Source organism: Halarchaeum sp. P4, assembly GCF_051195175.1.
GTDB lineage: Archaea > Halobacteriota > Halobacteria > Halobacteriales > Halobacteriaceae > Halarchaeum.
Window position 1 is genome coordinate 979,764 of sequence record NZ_JBNTKC010000001.1, and the last position, 16,885, is coordinate 996,648.

Here is a 16,885-nt window from a genome sequence, read left to right on the forward strand (position 1 = left end):
CACACGAGCGGAGAGCGGGTCGGCTTTGTGCCCCCACCACGAAGGCCCGGACATGGAGACGGTTTACGAGTTGCTCGCGGACCTCCCGGCGGAGGCGACGCTCCGGGCACCGCCGGCGTCAGTCCCCGCGCGGGACGTCCGGGTGACGGCGTACAAGGTCGGGAACTACCTGCGCTCGCGTGGCGTCCACCGCGGCTCGGCGGTCGGCGTCGCCGACGAGTCGGACCCGAAGACGGTGCTCGCGTTCCTCGGGTCGGCACTCCTCGCCGCGCCCGTGACGTTCGACCCGCCGCGCGCGTTCGACGGCCGCGCCGTCGTCGCCCCCACCGCGACGCTCGAGGAGTTCGACCTCGGGCCGGGCGGCCAGCGCGTCGGCTACGGCGCTGAACCCGACGACCCCGCTGACGGTCACTTCGAGGGCGGCGTCTGGAGCGAGAACCCGGCGTTCCCGCCGGTGAGCTACGACGGCGACGTGGCCGCCCTCACCGGGACGGGCGACGCCGACGGCCCGAGTCAGCGCGCCCTGCTCGACGCCGCGGCGGACGCCGCCGACCTCGACACGGACGACACGCTCGCGGTCCGTGCGTCGTTCACGCACGCGGGCACGCTCGTCGGCGTCCTCGGCGCGCTCCGCGCGGGGGCGACGGTACTCCTGCCGGACGAGGGGACGACGGGGACTGTGGCGCTCGCCGCGGGCGACACGGACGCGCCCGAGGACGCCGTGTTCCGGCCGACCGACCTCTTTTAGCCCTCGACGTCGGCCATCGCGTCGAGCAGGCGCTCGACGTCGCCGGGCGTGTTGAAGACGTGGAAGGAGGCCCGAACGGCCCCGGTCGGGAGCGCGCGGACGACGACGTCGTGCTCGCGGAGGCCCGCGACGAGCGCCTCGGGGTCGTCGCTCTCGAAGGCGACGAGGCCGGACTCGTACTCGCGGGGACCGACGAGGCGGTCGTCGGCGAGGCCGTCCTTGAAGCGCTCGGTGAGGTCGGCGACGTGCGACTGAACCGTGTCGAGGCCGAGTTCGTCGTGGACATCGAGCGCCGCCAGCAGGCCCGCGTAGGGCGCGGGCGAGACGGTGCCGACTTCGAGGCGGCGCGCACCCGGGTGGAACTCGTAGCCCGCGGCGTCGGGCTCGCGGACGCTCCGGTAGCCGACCTGCATCGGTTCGAGGCGCTCGGCGGCCTCCGGGGCGACGTAGAGGAAGCCCGCCCCCCACGGGCCGAGGAGCCACTTGTGGCCGGCGGCGGCGACGTAGTCCGCACCCCACTCCTCGACGGGCATCGGCGCCTGCCCGGGCACTTGGACGGCGTCCACGAGCACCTCGGCGCCCGCGTCGTGTGCCTCGGTGACGAGGTCCGCGACGGGGAGGCGGGTGCCGGCGGTCCATGTGAGCGCGGAGAAACAGACGAGGCGGGCGTCCGAGACGGCCTCGCGGTAGGCCTCCCGGTCGATGCGGCCGTCCTCGGTGGGGACGACGCGGGTCGTCACGCCGTGGGCGTCGCGGAGGCGGCGCCACGGGAGGATGCCCGCGGAGTGCTCGACGTCCGTCCGGACGACGACGTCGCCGGGGTCCCAGTCGATGGCGGAGGCGATGCGGTTCACGCCGTCCGTCGTGGACTGCGTGAGCGCGACGTTCGCAGCATCAGTCCCCAAGAACTCGCCGAGTCGCTCGCGGACGTCGTCGTAGAGGGCGTGTGCGGAGGCGTACGGGTCGTCGGTGGCGTGCGCGTCGAACTCGTGGTGTTCGAGCGCGGACTCGGCGGCCTCGACGACGCGGCGCGGCGACGGGCCGCTCGCGCCCGTATTCAAGTAGGTGACGTCGTCAAGTGCCGGGATGTCCGCGCGAAGCGTCTCCGGATCCATATTCAACGCTGGACCGCGGGCGTACAAACCGTTGGGGGCTGCCGCTCAGTCGGCGGCGGCAGCCTGGGTGCGGACGCGCTCGCGGACCGGTTCGGTGACGGCCTCGGGGGGCGTCTCGAACCAGCGTGCCTCCAGAATCTCCGGGTCCGGGTCGAGCTCGACGTCGGGACCGAACGGCTCGGCCTCGAAGTAGACCCAGAGCCCGGCCGTCCCGTCCCCGTCCTCGACGAGCGAGAACGACTGGCGGCGCGCGCGGAACGCGCCGGTGAGCTCGCACTCGATGCCGAGTTGGTCGGCGACGTGTCGTTTAGCGGTCTGTTCGTGCGTCTCGTGCCGTGATAGGCTCCCCCCCGGGAGGTCCCACACGTCCGGGTTGTCACGGTACCGGACGAGCAGGGCACGACCGCCGTGTCGGAGGAGTGTGCGCGTGCCGCCGAGTCGACCCTCGCTCGCACTCGTCATGCACTCGACGAGCGCCTCTCGGGGCACGACAGTCTCCTCTTCGACGACGGGGAACCTGCCGTACGTCTCACGCAGCTGCTCGAGTGCGTCCTCGACAGCCGCGCTCCCCTCTCGCGACATACGTGACGTATTAGCGCCTGCACGGCGAAAACTATTTGGGTTCGTTCGGGAACGTTTGTCAGGGTTCGATTACCCCTCACGAGGGGTCGAAACCGCCGACGGCCACAACAGTATTCACTCGGTCTAGAGTAGTCTATTCGGGCGAATGCGCCCGCATCGTTCCTTCAGAAGTCTTTTGCTTGCCCGCTCAGAATCCCCCCACACATGCACGACGACCTGAACTGGGCCATCGGCGGGGAAGCCGGCGATGGAATCGACTCCACCGGGAAAGTGTTCGCGCAGGCACTCTCCCGCGCCGGTCGCCACGTCTTCACCTCGAAGGACTTCGCGTCCCGAATTCGAGGTGGCTACACCGCTTACAAGGTTCGCACGTCGGTCGACAAAGTACAGAGCGTCGTCGACCGTCTCGACGTCCTCATCGCGCTCACCGAGCGCACCGTCGAGGAGAACCTCGACGAACTCCACGAGGGCTCCGTCATCATCTACGACGGCGAACGCACCGAGTTCAGCGACTTCGAGGTGCCCGAGGGGATGGTCGGCCTCGACATTCCGCTGAAGTCGCTCGCCGAGGACGCCGGCGGCGCGCTCATGCGCAACGTCGTTGCGCTCGGCGCCGTCTGCGAAGTCGCCGAGTTCCCCATCGAGAACCTCGACGAATCGCTCCAGAAGCGCTTCGGCTCGAAGGGCGAGAAAATCGTCGAGAACAACAAGGAGGCCGCGCGCCTCGGCGCCGAGTACGTTGAGGAGCACTACGCCGACGACGTCGCCGACCTCAACTACGAGCTCGAGACAACCGACAACGACTACGTCCTCCTGAACGGCGACGAAGCCATCGGGATGGGCGCCATCGCCGCCGGCTGTAAGTTCTACTCCGGTTACCCCATCACGCCCGCGACGGACGTGATGACCTACCTGAAGGGGCGCATCGAGCAGTTCGGCGGCCACGTCGTCCAGGCGGAGGACGAGCTCTCCGCCATCAACATGGCGCTCGGCGCCGCCCGCGCCGGTGCCCGCGCCATGACCGCGACGTCCGGACCCGGTATCGACCTGATGAGCGAGACGTTCGGCCTCGTCGCCACCTCCGAGACGCCGCTCGTCATCGCGGACGTCATGCGCTCGGGTCCCTCCACGGGGATGCCGACGAAGCAGGAGCAGGGCGACCTCAACATGCTCCTCTACGGTGGCCACGGTGAGATTCCCCGGTTCGTCGTCGCACCCACCACCGTCGCGGACTGCTTCCACAAGACGGTGGAGGCGTTCAACCTCGCCGAGAAGTACCAGACGCCCGTCTACATCGCCTCGGACCTCTCGCTCGCCGTCACCGAGCAGACGTTCGCACCCGAGGAGTTCGACATGGACGCGGTCGAAATCGACCGCGGTAAGGTCGTCGATGAGGAGAACATCTCCAAGTGGCAGAACGAGAAGGACCAGTTCAAGCCACACGCCGTCACCGCCGACGGCATCAGCCCCCGCGCCTTCCCCGGCACGGAGGGCGGCGTCCACATGAGCACCGGCCTCGAGCACGACGAGCTCGGCCGCCGGACGGAGGACACCGAGGAACGCATCGACCAGGTCGACAAGCGCAACCGCAAGGTCGACACCGCACGCGAGCAGGAGGACTGGAGTCCCGTCGAGTACGGCGACGAGGACGCCGACACGCTCGTCATCTCGTGGGGGTCCAACGAGGGTGCGCTCGTCGAAGCCCTCGACTTCCTCAAGGAGGACGGCGTCGACGTTCGCGTCCTCTCCGTCCCCTACATCTTCCCGCGCCCCGACCTCTCCGAGGCAGTCGAGTCCGCGGAGACGACCATCGTCGTCGAGTGTAACGCCACCGGTCAGTTCGCGGACGTCATCGAGAAGGACGTCCTCGAGCGTGTCGACCGCATCAACAAGTACAACGGCGTCCGCTTCAAGGCGGACGAACTCGCCAACGACATCAAGGAGGTCATCGCATGAGCTCAGACGTTCGCTTCACCGACTTCAAGTCCGACAAACAGCCCACGTGGTGTCCCGGTTGCGGTGACTTCGGCACCATGAACGGCATCATGAAGGGTCTCGCCGAGACCGGCAACTCGCCCGACGACACGTTCGTCGTCGCCGGCATCGGCTGCAGCGGCAAGATCGGCACGTACCTCCGTTCCTACGCCCTGCACGGCGTCCACGGGCGCGCGCTCCCGGTCGGCACCGGCGTCAAGATCGCCAACCCCGACCTCGAGGTCGTCGTCGCGGGTGGCGACGGTGACGGCTACTCCATCGGTGCCGGTCACTTCATCCATGCCGTTCGCCGCAACATCGACATCACGTACGTCGTGATGGACAACCGCATCTACGGCCTCACGAAGGGGCAGGCGTCCCCGACGTCCCGGCCGGACTTCGAGACGGCGACGACGCCCGAGGGCCCGAAGCAGCCGCCGGTCAACCCGCTCGCGCTCGCGCTTTCCGCCGGCGGGAGCTTCATCGCCCAGTCGTTCTCATCGAACGCCCTGCGCCACCAGGAGATCGTCCAGAAGGCAATCGAGCACGACGGCTTCTCGCTCGTCAACTGCTTCAGCCCCTGCGTGACGTTCAACGACGTCGACACCTACGACTACTTCCGCGACGCCATCGTGGACCTCGACGAGACGGACCACGACCCGACCGACCGCGAGGCCGCGAAGGACAAAATCCTCGACAACGAGAAGGAGTACATCGGCGTGCTCTGGGAGGACGAGGACGCAGTCGACTACAACACCGCCCACGGCGTCGAGGGCAACATGGCCGACATCGACGAGTCCGGCGCGCCCGACGGCGCGACCGACCTCGTCCGGGAGTTCTACTAGACGTCCGCCTCGGGTCGCGACGCGACCCGCTCGGCGTCGACACCCTCCCGAACGCTCCGCGCTCGGTGACCCTCGCGGACATCTCCCTGCGGTTCTGTCTCTCTGGTAGCACGTGCATCGTCTCCGACGACGAACCTTCTGTTCCCGACGAAACGTCGGAATAGCGCCGGAGACGTGCGTATTCAGCAAGACTGATTAGCGCGACACGGGTTCAGGTGAGTATGACTGACCACTTCGACGTGGTTATCGCCGGAGCCGGTCCCGCCGGCGCGCAGTGCGCCCGGGACCTCGCCGAGCGCGATTACGACGTCCTCGTCCTCGAGACGGAGAGTGAGGACGAGTTCCCGCGTCAGAGCAACAAGTCCACCGCCGGAACTTTCCCCTCGATGATGGGGGCGTTCGGCATCCCGGACGACGTCGTGATGAACTTCACGGACAGCGTCGTCCTCGAATCGCCGAACGACCACTTCACGCAGGGCCAGCCCGGCGCGGTGCTGGAGTTCGCGGACTTCAAGCGCTTCCTCGTGCGCGAGGGCCGCGAGCACGGCGCCGAGTACCGCTTCGACTCGCGGGCCACCGCGCCCATCACGGAGAACGGGTCCGTCGTCGGCGTCCGCTACAACGGCGACGAGGAGGTCCGCACGGACGTCGTCGTCGACGCGACGGGGCCGGCCGCACCGCTTGCCAAACAGCTCGGCGTCGTTGACCTCGAACGCGAGAACCAGGCGATCGGCATCGAGTGGGAGATGGAGGGCGTCGAGGTGAACCACCCCGACTACGCGGACCTGACGGACGCGATGATGCTCCGGCTCGATCACGACCTCGCGCCCGGCGGGTATTCGTGGATCTTCCACACGGGCGAGGACACCGCGAAGGTCGGCCTCTGCTACATCCAGAACAAGACCTACCACGCGGACGACGAGGGGCTCAGCATCGACGGCCACCTCGAGAAGTGGCTGGACAACGACCCGCGCTTCGAGAACGCGGAGAAACTCGAGGGCAAACAGCACCGCGGGAGCGCGCACATCCAGCCCCCCAGTTCGCTCTCGACGGACGGCTTCATGGCCATCGGCGACACCGTGCCGTCCATCGACCCGCTCTGGGGCGAGGGCATCCACAAGGGCATGAAGTCCGCGCGCGCCGCCGCCATCACCGCTGACCGCTGTCTGACGGGCGGCGTCGACACGTCGGCCGAGGAGATGCGCGTCTACGACGACCTCTGGCACCGCGACGTCGCGCCGAACGCCTCGGTTCGCCTCCTCATGACCCACCTGCTCTACTACGCGCCGAACGAGCGCTACGACCGCCTGATGGCGGACATCAACGCGATGGACGTCGACACGCTCGCGAGCGCGAACGGCGGCAACCCGCTCGCCATCGCGAAACTCCTCCACCGCGAGGACCTCCCGATGCTCCGGGACTTCGTCCGCGACGACCCGGAGATCGTCAAGCAGGCGCTCCCGGAGTTCGTCCCTTTCCTCTAACGCTCCACCTTTTTGCGGGCCGACGCCCACGCCCCACGCATGAACTACGACGAGCCGCTGTTCTTCACGGTGATGCAGTACGCCGACTCGGCGGAGCGCGACGTCGTCGACATGGTTTCGGGGAACCCGGACTGGGGCGCGCCCGAGGGCATCAGTCAGGGCCTCCACGACTACGCCGACACCGGCGGCGAGGAGTTCCAGTATCCGCCGAGCGACGGCCTGCGCGAACTCCGGGAGCGGGTCGCGACGCGCCGCGGGGTCGACGTGGACCGCGTCGTCGTGACGAACGGCGGCGCGATGGCGAACACGCTCGGGATGGCGCGCGCCCTCGAGCGCGGCACGGGCGACGAGGTGGTGATGACGGACCCCGTCTACCCCTACTACCCGGGGAAGGCGGAGATGCTGGGCGGGACGAAGCGCTTCGTCCCCGTGGACGAGGAGGGGCGCCTCGACCCGGCAGACGTCCGCGCCGTCGCGAGCGACGAGACGGCCTGCATCGTCGTGAACACCCCGAACAACCCGACCGGCCGCGTCTACCGCGAGGAGACGCTGCGCGAACTCGTCGAAATCGCGGAAGCACACGACGCGCTCCTGGTCTCAGACGAGGTGTACGACCACTTCGACTTCACCGGCGAGTTCACGTCCGCGCTCGAATTCGACTCCCAGCACGTCGTCGTGACGAACTCCTTCTCGAAGACGTACGCCATCACGGGCTTCCGGGTGGGGTACGCGATTCTCCCGCGACGGGACGCGCCGGCGGCGCGCACTCGCAACATGCTGACGAACGTCGCGACGAGTCGGCCCGCCCAGGAGGCGGTCCTGCACGCGCTCAAAACGACGCCGGCGTCCTATCACGAGGCGAACCGCGAGCGCCTCCGGAAGCGCGTGGAGACATTCACGGCGGCGCTCGATGCGGCGGGCGCGGAGTACTCGACGCCCGAGGGCTCCTTCTACGTCCTCGCGAAGTTCCCGGACTATCCGGGGACGATGCATAACGTGAAACGCCTCGTGGACGAGGCGGGCGTCGCGGGGATGCCCGGCGAGGCGTTCGGCGAGGCCCGCAGCGAGTGGCTTCGCTTCGCGCTCGTCACCCCGCGCGTCGAGACGGCCGCGGACCGCCTCGTCGGGTTCTTCGGGTAGTGTCGTGCCGAACGAGAGCGAGGCGTGAGGTGCCGCCGGCCGCGAACGACCGACGGAACTACCCCGGAGGAACCCTCGGAGTCGAGTATGAGCGAACTCGAAGTCGAGGCCGTCGACGAGATCGAGTCGACGGGCGTGGCACCCGGCACGGCCGACTACGTCCTCTACGGCGGGAAGGGCGGCGTCGGGAAGACGACGATGGCGGCGGCGACAGGACTCGCGAGCGCCCGCGAGGGGACGCCGACGCTCGTCGTCTCGACGGACCCCGCGCACAGCCTCTCGGACACCTACGAGGTGGACGTGCCGAGTCAGCCCAGCCGGCTCCGCGAGGACGTCCCGCTCTGGGGCGTCGAAATCGACCCGGACGAGGCGATGGAGCGCGCGAGCGCGCTCGGGTTCGGCGGCGCGGGCGCTGACGGCGAGGGTGCCGGTGCGGGCCCGATGGGTGGCCTCGGCGACCTGCTCGGCGGCGAGGGCGCGAACCCGTTCGGCGGCCCGATGCCGGGCGCGGACGAGGCGGCGGCGATGCAGCTCCTCATCGAGTATCTGGACGACGAGCGCTTCGAGCGCGTCGTCGTGGACACCGCGCCGACGGGCCACACGCTCCGCCTGCTCGAACTCCCGGAGCTCATGGACTCGATGATGGGTCGGATGCTCCAGTTCCGCGAGAAGATGAGCGGGATGATGGACTCGCTCACGGGGATGTTCGGCGGCGGCGAGGAGGACGACCAGATGGGAATGGGCGACATGGAGGAGGTCCGCGAGCGCGTCGAGCACCTGCGTTCGGTTCTCACCGACCCCGCGAAGACCGACTTCCGCATCGTCACGGTGCCCGAGGAGATGAGCGTCGTGGAGGCCAAGCGCCTCCGCGCGCGCCTCGACGAGTTCGGCATCCCCGTGAACACCGTCGTCGTGAACAAGGTGATGGAGCCGCTCGTCGATGTCGTGCCGGACATCCCCGCGGACACTTTCGTCTCGCCGAACCTGGAGGAGTGCGAGTTCTGCCAGCGCCGCTGGGACGTCCAGCAGGACGCGCTCGCGGAGGCACAGGAGCTCTTCCGGGGCCACGACGTGAAGCGCGTGCCTCTGCTCGCCGAGGAAGTCCGGGGCGAGGACGCGCTCCGAGTCGTCGCGGCGTGCCTCAGCCGATAACGAGGACGCGCAGGTCGTTGACGTTCGTTCCCGTCGCGCCCGTCTCGACGAGCGCGTCGCACTCCTCGAGGTAGGGGAGCGCGTCGTTCGCGCGGAGCGCGCGCCGGGCCTCGCGGCGGTCGTCAACGGTGGTCACGTCGACGACGGCACCCGCGGCGTCAGTCGCGCCGTCGATGCCGTCGGTGTCCACGGCGCAGAGCGCGCTCTCCTCGGGGAGTTCGAGCGCCGCCGAGAGTGCGAACTCGAGGTTCGGCCCGCCATCGCCGTCGCCCTCGACCGTGACCGTGCACTCGCCGCCGGAGAGGACGACGCAGGGCGGTTCGATGGGGTCGCCGGCGGCGAGGGCTTCCTCGGCGACGGCTGCGTGGGTCTTCGCGGCCTCGCGTGCTTCCCCGCGGACGCTCGCCGAGAGGACGAGCGGGTCGTAGCCGGCGTCCGCGGCGACGTCGCCGGCGGCGTCGATGGCGGTGCGGTTGTCCGCGAGGAGGTGCGTCGACACCGACTCGAAGGTCGCGTCGCCCTCTTTCGGGGTTTCGTCGTACTGGCCCGCGGCGCCGCGTTCGAGGTGTTTTCGCACGGCGTCCGGCACCGAGACGTCGTAGTCCTCGAGGACGGCGAGCGCGTCCGCGTACGTCGTCGGGTCGGGGACGGTGGGCCCGCTGCCGATGACCGAGCGGTCGTTGCCGACGACGTCGCTGAAGAGGAGGGTGGCGACGCGTGCGGGCGCGAGGCGCGCGGCGAGGCGGCCGCCCTTCAGCTCGGAGAGGTGTTTGCGGACGCTGTTCAGCTCGTGGATGGTCGCGCCGCTCGCGAGCAGCGCGTCGGTCGTCGCGCGCAAGTCCTCGAGCGAGACGCCGTCGGCGGGCGCGGGCAGGAGCGCACTCGCGCCGCCCGTCACAACGGCGAGGACGAGCGTGTGCTCGGTGAGGCCGTCCGCTTCGTCGAGGAGGCTGCGGGTGGCGTCGACGCCGCGTTCGCTCGGCACGGGGTGGTCGCCGCGCAGCACGGTGACGCGCTCCGTGTCGGCGGGGTCGTCCGTGACGACGACGCCACCGTCGAGGTGGTCGCCGAGGACGGCCTCGAGGGCCGCGGCGACCTGCGAGGCGGCGTTCCCGCCGCCGAGCACCACGACGGACTCGTAGCGTGCGAGGTCGAACGTCGCGTCCCCAATGTGGAGCGCCTCGCCCTCACGGCGGACGGCGTCGCGAATCACGGCTGTCGGGTGTGCGGCGTCGATGCCGGCGGTGGCACACTCGCGGGCGAGCGCACGGCGGGCGGCCACGACGTCGCCGTTGGCGTCTTCAGAAGACATCTACGCGAGTTTGTAGAGGAGGTCGACGATACGGTCGCGAATTCGGTCGGGCGCGTAGCGTGCGAGCGTCATGACGCGCGCGGCAGGGCCGACGGTGTAGCGCGGGTCGGGGTCGGTCGTGCTCGCGGCCTCCACGATTACGGCGGCGACGTCCTCGGGCTGACTCGACGCGAACCCGCCGGAGACGGCGTCGAAGTCCTCGAAGAAGCGATAGACGCGGTCGTAGGCCCCGGAGGCCTCGACGGGTTCGAGCTCCTCGCTCGCGCGCTCGGAGAAGCCCGTCTCGACCGGGCCAGGTTCGACGAGCGCGACGTCGATGCCGTGGGGAGCGACTTCGCCGCGGAGCGCGTCGCTCAGTGCTTCGAGCGCGAACTTGGAGGCGGAGTAGACGCCCATTCCGGGCGTGCTGATGCGGCCGGCGACGCTGGAGAGGTTGACAATGGTGCCCGCCTCGCGTTCGCGCATGTGCGGGAGGACGGCGCGGATGAGGCGGTGGGGCCCGTAGACGTTCACGTCGAACTGCTTGTTCATCCGGCGGGTCGTCACGTCCTCAACGGCGCCCATCTGCCCGTAGCCGGCGTTGTTCACGAGGCAGTCGAGGCGGCCCTCAGCGTCGATGAGTCGCTCGACGACGTCGCGACACTGCGCGGGGCGCGTAACGTCGAGTTCCGCAGTCGTACAGCCGGCGTCGCGGAGTTCTTGGAGGTCGGACTCGTCGCGGGCGGTCGCCCATACCGTCCACTCCTCGGCGAGGAACGCCTCGGCAGTCGCACGTCCGATACCCGAGGACGCACCCGTGATGAGAACCGTCTCGTTCGTCATACACGGGCCGTCGTGCGGACCCGAGTTAAGAATGGCCGTTTCGAGACCTCAGGCCGAGACTTCCGCCTCGGCGATGAGGTCCTCGACGTCCGCCCGCGAGAGTTCCTCGTCGTGGACCCGCTCGGCGTGGTCCTGCATGTGGTGGACGAGTTCGTCGACGTTGTCGGTCTCTACCCCGAAGTCGCAGTCGTGACCGCGGTCACGACAGAAGACAGCGTTGACCATGACGACAGGCGATGCTGGTAGTGCCGCCGACAAAACCGCTGGGGCCGTCCGGGCGCCCTACTCGCCGCGCTTGTGCTCGCCGACGAGCGTGTCCGCGAGGCGCGTCGGCTCGGGGAGTTTGTAGCCCGCGGCCGTCGCGGCGACGAACTCGACGGTCGTCTCGGCGCTCACGCGGTGGCCGGGACTGACGACGAGCGGGTTGACGTGGCGACGCTCGGGGTTCGCGTACTGCTTCGACTGGTAGTAGTGGCCGATGGTCGTCCCGTTGGCGCAGGTCTCGACTTCGTCGTCGGCCTCGATGGCGACGCGCTCGCCCTCGGACAAGTAGCGGTCCTCGACCGGCTCGACGGGCGTCCCGCAGAGGAGGTTCTTCGCGACGCCGATTGCGGGGGCGTCGAAGAGCACGCCGACGTGTGTGGCGAGCCCGGCCTCGCGGTAGTGGATGCGCCCGCTCCCGTCCAGCACGAGCAGGTCGGGGGTGACCGAAAGCGACTCGAGCGCGTCCACGATGGCGCTCCCTTCGCGGAACGCGAGCAGGCCCGGGATGTAGGGGATTTCGAGGTCCGCGCGCCCATACGCGCGCTCGACGACGGTCCCGTCCTGAATCGCGACGGCGGCGCTGACGGCTTCCTCCTCCCGGAAGGCCTGGTCGACGCCGACGACGATTGGACCGTCGCCGAACGTCGATTGGCCCGCATCGGTCTCGGCGACCGGTTCGGAGAGCGCGACGTCGGCCGGGTCGAGACCGTGGTCGTCCGCGAAGACGGCGGTGTCGGCGATGTCGCGCTGCATGGCCTCCATCTCCTCGGCGGAGAGCGCGGGGTCCGGGAGGTAATCGGGGCGTTCGAGGTCCATCAGAACGGGCCGCGGCCACCTCCGGGGCCACCGCGGTTGCCGCCGAGCGCGATTTGGCCGGGGCCGCGCCGCCCCTGCGACTTCAGGTAGGCGCCGTAGAGGAGGCCGAGGCCGAGGCCGGCGAGGTGCGCGACCTGCGCGACGCCGCCGCCACCGACGCCCCACGTCGTCGCGACGAACACCGAGTAGGCGGCGAAGCCGAGCGTGAGCACCCAGAGCGGCATCGGGATGAAGAAGTAGAGGTACACCCGGAGGCTCGGGTTCAGGACGGTGAGGACGCCCATGACGGCCATGATTGCGCCGCTCGCACCGTAGACGGCGGCATACTGGCCGAGCGCGGCGGCAGTGAGGACTTGTGCGAGGCCGGCGAGCGCCCCCGCCGCGAGGAAGAGGAGCGCGAACTTCCCGGAGCCCATCCGGCGCTCCACGGGCGGCCCGAAGAAGTAGAGCGCGATGCCGTTGAAGAGGAGGTGGCTGAAGCCGCCGTGTGCGAATATCGAGGTGAACCACGGGAAGACGAACGCGATATTGGCCGTGTTCAGCGTGAAGACGGTCAGCCACGCGCTCCTCGAGAGGAGCGCGGGCGCGACGGCATACTGGACGAAGACTGTCAACACCATCAGCCCGAGGAAGACGAAGGAGACGTTCCCCCGGAGATATCCCAGGGGGCCGCCGGTGGCGCGCACCGACTCGACGGCGCGTCCCACGCGGGACGTATCGGCCTCCTCCTCGTACTCGCCGAAGACGCCGGACGGGTCGTTCCACTCATCCAAGCCCGGACAGTCGTGGCTCTCCGGGAGGCGGTGCTCCTCGCAGTAGGTGCCCCCGCAGAACCGACAGCGGTAGGGCATCCCCACCTGCTCGCCGCACCGGTCGCAAGTCGCCATTACCGGAGACTCGGTGGGCGGACGGGTTAGTGCCTTTGGTCGCGGCGGCGGGGCGAGCGCCTCCCACCAGTCAGCGCTCGCTCGTCCCGACGCCTACGGCGTCGAGGGCCCCCAGCCTACAAGGCCGCGCCGACCCACACATCGTCCATGAAGGAGTACGAGCGCAAGCAACTCTTAGAGCGCGTCGGCCGGGAGTCCGCGACGGTCGGGGCGACCATCCCGGACGAGGTGGCACTCGACGGCGAGACGTTCCCGCTCCGGGAGTTCGTCTTCGAGATGAAGCGCGTCGACTCGGTCCCCGCGGAGCGCCGCGAGGAAGTCGAGGACGCGAAGCGCAACCTCCGGCGGGCGCGCCGCGAGCGCATGGACCGGCTCGAGGAGGCCGAACTCGACTACTCGGAGGGCGAGACGCTCGCCGAGGAAATCATCGGCATCGACCGCGCGCTGAACGCCCTCGAGTCGCTCGGTTCGGAGACCGACATCGAGCGCGAGATGCAGGCGAAGGAGACCGCCGACCAGAAGCGCTGGTACAACTTCCTGCAGAAGGCGCTCGGCCACGAGAACGAGAGTTCGCGCGGCCGCGGCCACAAGAGCGGCGGCGGAACGGGCGGCCGGGGGCGATAACTGTGAGTCGGAACGCCGAGGTGGCCGCGATTCTGGAGGAGTACGCCGACCTGATGGAGGCGAAGGGCGACGACTACCGACCGAACGTCTACCGGCGCGCCGCCTCGAACGTCCGGGACTACCCCGAGGACATCGAGGACCTCGCCGCGGAGGGCGAGGACGCCGTCCAGGAAATCGACGGCGTCGGCGAGGGCATCGCCGAGCACGTCGTCGACTACCTCGAGACGGGGACGTTCGAGGAACTGGAGGCCGCCCGCGAGGACCTCCCCGCGGACATGGCCGAGTTGACGAGCGTCGAGGGGGTCGGGCCGAAGACGGTGAAAAAACTCTACGACGCGCTCGGCATCGAGACGCTCGACGACCTCGAGGAGGCCGCAGAAAACGGCGAAATACGGGAAATCAAGGGGTTCGGTCCGAAGACCGAGCAGAACATCCTCGAGCACGTCGCGTTCGCCCGCCGCGCCCAGGAGCGCGAACTCCTCGGGAACACCCGGCCGCTCGCGGACGACGTCGAGGACTATCTCGCCGAGGCCGACGACGTGGCGCGCGTCGAGATTGCGGGTTCCGTCAGGCGCTGGCGCGAGACGAACGGCGACGTCGACGTCCTCGTCGCGAGCGACGCCGGCGAGGCCGTCGGCGAGCACCTCACCGAGTGGGAGCGCGTCGATGAGACCATCGAAATCGGCGAGACGAAGACGTCGGTGCGCGCGAACGGGATGCGCGTCGACCTCCGCGTCGTCGTCCCCGAGGAGTTCGGGTCGGCGCTCCAGTACTTCACGGGGTCGAAGGACCACAACATCACCCTTCGGAACCACGCCATCTCGCAGGGCAAGAAGGTCAACGAGTACGGCGTCTTCGACGTGAGTGACGTCGACGACCCGGATGCGGGCCAGCGCGTCGGCGAGCTGCTCGCCTCCGAGACCGAGGAGGCCGTCTACGACGCGCTCGGGCTACCGTGGATTCCGCCAGAACTCCGCGAGGACCGCGGTGAGGTCGACGCCGCCGTCGAGGACGCCCTCCCCGACCTCCTCACCGCGGACGACGTTCGCGGCGACCTGCACTCCCATACGGACTGGTCGGACGCCGACTACTCGCTCGAGGAGATGGTGGATGCCGCCGCGGAGTTCGGCCACGAGTTCGTCTGCATTACCGACCACGCCGAGGGGCCCGGCGTCTTCGGCGACACCGGCCTGAGCGACGCGGAGATACGCGAGCAGGCGGACGCCATCGCGGACGTCCGCGGGGACGCCGACATCGACGTCCTGCACGGCGTCGAGGCGAACGTCGACGCGGACGGGAACGTCGTAGAGGTGAGCGACGACGTCCTCGAAGAGCTCGATTTGGTCGTGGCGTCGCCGCACTCCGGACTCGGTGACGACGGCGGCGACCAGACTGCGCGTCTCGTCTCGGCCGTCGAGCACCCGCACGTCGACATTCTCGGCCATCCGTCCGGACGCCTCATTAACGAGCGGCCCGCGATGGAGTTCGACGCCGCCGAGCTCGCGGCGGCCGCCGCCGACGCCGGCACCGCGCTCGAAGTGAACGCGAACTACCACCGCCTCGACCTCTGGGGGAGCGCCGTACAGGCGGGTGTCGAGGCCGGCGCAACCATTACCGTCAACACGGACGCCCATTCGCCCGCGGAGTTCGAGTACGTCACCTACGGCGCCCACACCGCCCGACGCGGGTGGGCCGAACCCGAGGACGTCCTGAACGCGTGGGCGCTCGAGGACGTCCGCGACTTCCTCCACTGATGGCGACACCCGAGGACACGCCGCTCCTGCTGGACGTCATGCTCGGGAAGCTCGCGCGCCTCCTCCGCATGTGCGGCTACGACGCCGCCTACGCGCTCGACCGGGGCGTCGAGGACGACGCGCGCCTCCGCGAGATCGCGAACCGGGAGGGCCGCGTCCTCCTCACGCGCGACGAGGAGTTGGCGCGGCGCACGCCCGAGAGCGTCCTCCTGCGGACGCGGCACGTCGACGACCAACTGCGCGAACTCGCCGACGCGGGGTTCGAGCTCTCGCTGCCCGAAGAACCACGCCGGTGTGCGACCTGCAACGGCACGCTGACGGACGCCGCGACGCCCCATCCCGAGCACGTCCCCGACGACGCCGAGCGAGTCTGGGCGTGCACGGAGTGCGGCCAGCACTACTGGAAGGGAAGTCACTGGGAGGACGTCGAAACGCGGCTCGAAGAAGTGTAGAAGGCCGAGTCAGGCGTCGTTTCGCGTCCACTGCTCGCAGGCGTCCATGTCCTCCATCAGGCCGTCGTGGAAGCCACAGTAGGGCTGGATGTCGCCGTCGTCGGTGCGGATGTAGTCGAAGTGCTCGCAACTGCCGCAGTACTCGTCGGGGCCGGAGTCGCCGCCCGGGCCGACGTCGGCGTTCGGGCCGGCGTCGTCGCCGACTTCGCGGATGTCCCGCGTGGTCTGCCCGCCGTCCGAGGTGGGTTGCGGGGAGGTGTCCTCGACGTCGGTGTCGGTGCCGAAGACGCCGACGCCGCCGAAGGACCCGCCGCCGGAGAGCGCGGCGCGCGCGTCGTCGAGGTCCTCGCGGGGGACTTCGACGGTTTTGGTTTTGCCGTTCTCCGTGAACGTCATGGAGACGGTGCCGCCGGGCGAGTTCCGCGTCTTGAACGTCGCGACGGCGGTGAAGAGACACCAGAACGTCGTGAGGAGGCCGAGGGCGTAGACGACGCCGCCCGCGAGTACGGTGGTCGAGGGGACGGTGGCGGCCGTCGCGAACCAGTCGTAGGGGTAGGCCGCGCGCAGGAGGACGACGCCGACGACGGCGAGGAGCGAGCCACCGCCCGCGGCAGCGCGCTGGAAGCGGTTCGCCGGGAGGACGGTGAAGACGCCGACGAACGTCGCGGGGATGCCGAGGCCGACGAGCGTGATGGCGAGCTCGCGCGCACCGTACTTCGCGGCGTCCGTCGGGTTCGGCCCCATCACGAGGTGGGTGGCCCCCGAGAGAATCCCGCCGACGACGAGTATCGCGCCGGCGGCGAACAGCGCCGTACCGGCGTAGACGCGGCGCTGGCTCGCACCGTTGGCGTCTCGTTCGTACGCGTCCGCGAGGCTGGTCATGGACACACATACGCGTGCATGCCTAAAAACAG

17 protein-coding genes are annotated in these 16,885 nt (G+C 69.5%); 9 read left to right on the forward strand and 8 right to left on the reverse strand.

Annotated elements, in window-relative coordinates; genetic code table 11:
• Nucleotides 1-52: 52 nt before the first annotated feature.
• The gene (locus ACQUS8_RS05270) at nt 53-748 is read left to right on the forward strand and encodes a hypothetical protein (protein ID WP_435097984.1); all 696 of its coding nucleotides are present in this window, start codon (nt 53-55) and stop codon (nt 746-748) included.
• Here the strand turns inward: ACQUS8_RS05270 and ACQUS8_RS05275 are convergent.
• Nucleotides 745-1,863: an aminotransferase class V-fold PLP-dependent enzyme gene (locus tag ACQUS8_RS05275; RefSeq protein ID WP_435097987.1), complete on the reverse strand. Its 1,119-nt coding sequence runs from the start codon at nt 1,861-1,863 to the stop codon at nt 745-747. The two genes, ACQUS8_RS05270 and ACQUS8_RS05275, sit on opposite strands and share 4 nt — an antisense overlap.
• 45 nt (nt 1,864-1,908) lie before the next feature.
• A complete protein-coding gene (locus tag ACQUS8_RS05280) occupies nt 1,909-2,445 on the reverse strand; it encodes an NUDIX hydrolase (protein ID WP_435097990.1) in 537 nt (178 codons plus the stop codon).
• Nucleotides 2,446-2,649: 204 nt separating this feature from the next.
• On the opposite strand from ACQUS8_RS05280, the gene ACQUS8_RS05285 reads away from it, so the two are divergent.
• From ACQUS8_RS05285 to ACQUS8_RS05305, 5 genes are all read left to right on the forward strand, one after another.
• Nucleotides 2,650-4,401, forward strand: coding sequence for a 2-oxoacid:acceptor oxidoreductase subunit alpha (locus ACQUS8_RS05285; RefSeq protein ID WP_435097993.1), 1,752 nt, complete (start codon nt 2,650-2,652; stop codon nt 4,399-4,401).
• Complete coding sequence (locus ACQUS8_RS05290) at nt 4,398-5,264, forward strand: 2-oxoacid:ferredoxin oxidoreductase subunit beta (protein ID WP_435097996.1); 867 nt, start codon at nt 4,398-4,400, stop codon at nt 5,262-5,264. Before ACQUS8_RS05285 ends, ACQUS8_RS05290 begins: the two co-directional genes overlap by 4 nt.
• 221 nt (nt 5,265-5,485) lie before the next feature.
• Complete coding sequence (locus tag ACQUS8_RS05295) at nt 5,486-6,748, forward strand: digeranylgeranylglycerophospholipid reductase (protein ID WP_435097999.1); 1,263 nt, start codon at nt 5,486-5,488, stop codon at nt 6,746-6,748.
• 39 nt (nt 6,749-6,787) lie between these two features.
• Nucleotides 6,788-7,888 carry a pyridoxal phosphate-dependent aminotransferase gene (locus ACQUS8_RS05300; RefSeq protein WP_435098002.1) on the forward strand — a complete coding sequence of 367 codons (1,101 nt, stop codon included), beginning with the start codon at nt 6,788-6,790 and terminating at the stop codon, nt 7,886-7,888.
• A gap of 87 nt (nt 7,889-7,975) precedes the next feature.
• Complete coding sequence (locus ACQUS8_RS05305) at nt 7,976-9,040, forward strand: ArsA family ATPase (protein WP_435098005.1); 1,065 nt, start codon at nt 7,976-7,978, stop codon at nt 9,038-9,040.
• Here ACQUS8_RS05305 and ACQUS8_RS05310 read toward each other — a convergent pair.
• From ACQUS8_RS05310 to ACQUS8_RS05330, 5 genes are read right to left on the reverse strand one after another with little or no spacing between them, the layout of a single operon-like run.
• The gene (locus tag ACQUS8_RS05310) at nt 9,030-10,352 is read right to left on the reverse strand and encodes a glycerate kinase type-2 family protein (RefSeq protein ID WP_435098008.1); all 1,323 of its coding nucleotides are present in this window, start codon (nt 10,350-10,352) and stop codon (nt 9,030-9,032) included. The two genes, ACQUS8_RS05305 and ACQUS8_RS05310, sit on opposite strands and share 11 nt — an antisense overlap.
• Nucleotides 10,353-11,174 (reverse strand): SDR family oxidoreductase, encoded by an 822-nt coding sequence (locus ACQUS8_RS05315; protein ID WP_435098011.1) that lies wholly within the window; start codon nt 11,172-11,174, stop codon nt 10,353-10,355.
• Nucleotides 11,175-11,222: 48 nt separating this feature from the next.
• Complete coding sequence (locus ACQUS8_RS05320; RefSeq protein WP_435098014.1) at nt 11,223-11,399, reverse strand: DUF1059 domain-containing protein; 177 nt, start codon at nt 11,397-11,399, stop codon at nt 11,223-11,225.
• 57 nt (nt 11,400-11,456) lie between these two features.
• Nucleotides 11,457-12,254, reverse strand: a complete 798-nt coding sequence (locus ACQUS8_RS05325) for an endonuclease V (protein ID WP_435098017.1) — start codon at nt 12,252-12,254, stop codon at nt 11,457-11,459.
• Complete coding sequence (locus tag ACQUS8_RS05330; RefSeq protein WP_435098020.1) at nt 12,254-13,141, reverse strand: rhomboid family intramembrane serine protease; 888 nt, start codon at nt 13,139-13,141, stop codon at nt 12,254-12,256. The genes ACQUS8_RS05325 and ACQUS8_RS05330 overlap by 1 nt, the downstream gene beginning before the upstream one ends.
• Before the next feature lie 147 nt (nt 13,142-13,288).
• On the opposite strand from ACQUS8_RS05330, the gene ACQUS8_RS05335 reads away from it, so the two are divergent.
• Genes ACQUS8_RS05335 through ACQUS8_RS05345 form a run of 3 tightly spaced genes read left to right on the forward strand, consistent with a single transcriptional unit; the run spans nt 13,289 to nt 15,971 of the window.
• Nucleotides 13,289-13,765 (forward strand): DUF5788 family protein, encoded by a 477-nt coding sequence (locus tag ACQUS8_RS05335; protein ID WP_435098023.1) that lies wholly within the window; start codon nt 13,289-13,291, stop codon nt 13,763-13,765.
• 2 nt (nt 13,766-13,767) lie between these two features.
• Complete coding sequence (polX, locus tag ACQUS8_RS05340) at nt 13,768-15,519, forward strand: DNA polymerase/3'-5' exonuclease PolX (RefSeq protein ID WP_435098026.1); 1,752 nt, start codon at nt 13,768-13,770, stop codon at nt 15,517-15,519.
• Nucleotides 15,519-15,971, forward strand: coding sequence for a Mut7-C RNAse domain-containing protein (locus tag ACQUS8_RS05345; RefSeq protein ID WP_435098029.1), 453 nt, complete (start codon nt 15,519-15,521; stop codon nt 15,969-15,971). The genes polX and ACQUS8_RS05345 overlap by 1 nt, the downstream gene beginning before the upstream one ends.
• Before the next feature lie 9 nt (nt 15,972-15,980).
• On the opposite strand, the gene ACQUS8_RS05350 is transcribed toward ACQUS8_RS05345, so the two are convergent.
• Complete coding sequence (locus ACQUS8_RS05350) at nt 15,981-16,853, reverse strand: DUF7139 domain-containing protein (RefSeq protein ID WP_435098032.1); 873 nt, start codon at nt 16,851-16,853, stop codon at nt 15,981-15,983.
• Nucleotides 16,854-16,885 lie beyond the last annotated feature (32 nt).

Bases quoted from the DNA above. Each gene is read 5' to 3' on its own strand.
- ACQUS8_RS05270 (WP_435097984.1), top strand. From the start codon at position 53: ATGGAGACGGTTTACGAGTTGCTCGCGGACCTCCCGGCGGAGGCGACG.
- ACQUS8_RS05275 (WP_435097987.1), bottom strand. From the start codon at position 1,863: ATGGATCCGGAGACGCTTCGCGCGGACATCCCGGCACTTGACGACGTC.
- ACQUS8_RS05280 (WP_435097990.1), bottom strand. From the start codon at position 2,445: ATGTCGCGAGAGGGGAGCGCGGCTGTCGAGGACGCACTCGAGCAGCTG.
- ACQUS8_RS05285 (WP_435097993.1), top strand. From the start codon at position 2,650: ATGCACGACGACCTGAACTGGGCCATCGGCGGGGAAGCCGGCGATGGA.
- ACQUS8_RS05290 (WP_435097996.1), top strand. From the start codon at position 4,398: ATGAGCTCAGACGTTCGCTTCACCGACTTCAAGTCCGACAAACAGCCC.
- ACQUS8_RS05295 (WP_435097999.1), top strand. From the start codon at position 5,486: ATGACTGACCACTTCGACGTGGTTATCGCCGGAGCCGGTCCCGCCGGC.
- ACQUS8_RS05300 (WP_435098002.1), top strand. From the start codon at position 6,788: ATGAACTACGACGAGCCGCTGTTCTTCACGGTGATGCAGTACGCCGAC.
- ACQUS8_RS05305 (WP_435098005.1), top strand. From the start codon at position 7,976: ATGAGCGAACTCGAAGTCGAGGCCGTCGACGAGATCGAGTCGACGGGC.
- ACQUS8_RS05310 (WP_435098008.1), bottom strand. From the start codon at position 10,352: ATGTCTTCTGAAGACGCCAACGGCGACGTCGTGGCCGCCCGCCGTGCG.
- ACQUS8_RS05315 (WP_435098011.1), bottom strand. From the start codon at position 11,174: ATGACGAACGAGACGGTTCTCATCACGGGTGCGTCCTCGGGTATCGGA.
- ACQUS8_RS05320 (WP_435098014.1), bottom strand. From the start codon at position 11,399: ATGGTCAACGCTGTCTTCTGTCGTGACCGCGGTCACGACTGCGACTTC.
- ACQUS8_RS05325 (WP_435098017.1), bottom strand. From the start codon at position 12,254: ATGGACCTCGAACGCCCCGATTACCTCCCGGACCCCGCGCTCTCCGCC.
- ACQUS8_RS05330 (WP_435098020.1), bottom strand. From the start codon at position 13,141: ATGGCGACTTGCGACCGGTGCGGCGAGCAGGTGGGGATGCCCTACCGC.
- ACQUS8_RS05335 (WP_435098023.1), top strand. From the start codon at position 13,289: ATGAAGGAGTACGAGCGCAAGCAACTCTTAGAGCGCGTCGGCCGGGAG.
- ACQUS8_RS05345 (WP_435098029.1), top strand. From the start codon at position 15,519: ATGGCGACACCCGAGGACACGCCGCTCCTGCTGGACGTCATGCTCGGG.
- ACQUS8_RS05350 (WP_435098032.1), bottom strand. From the start codon at position 16,853: ATGACCAGCCTCGCGGACGCGTACGAACGAGACGCCAACGGTGCGAGC.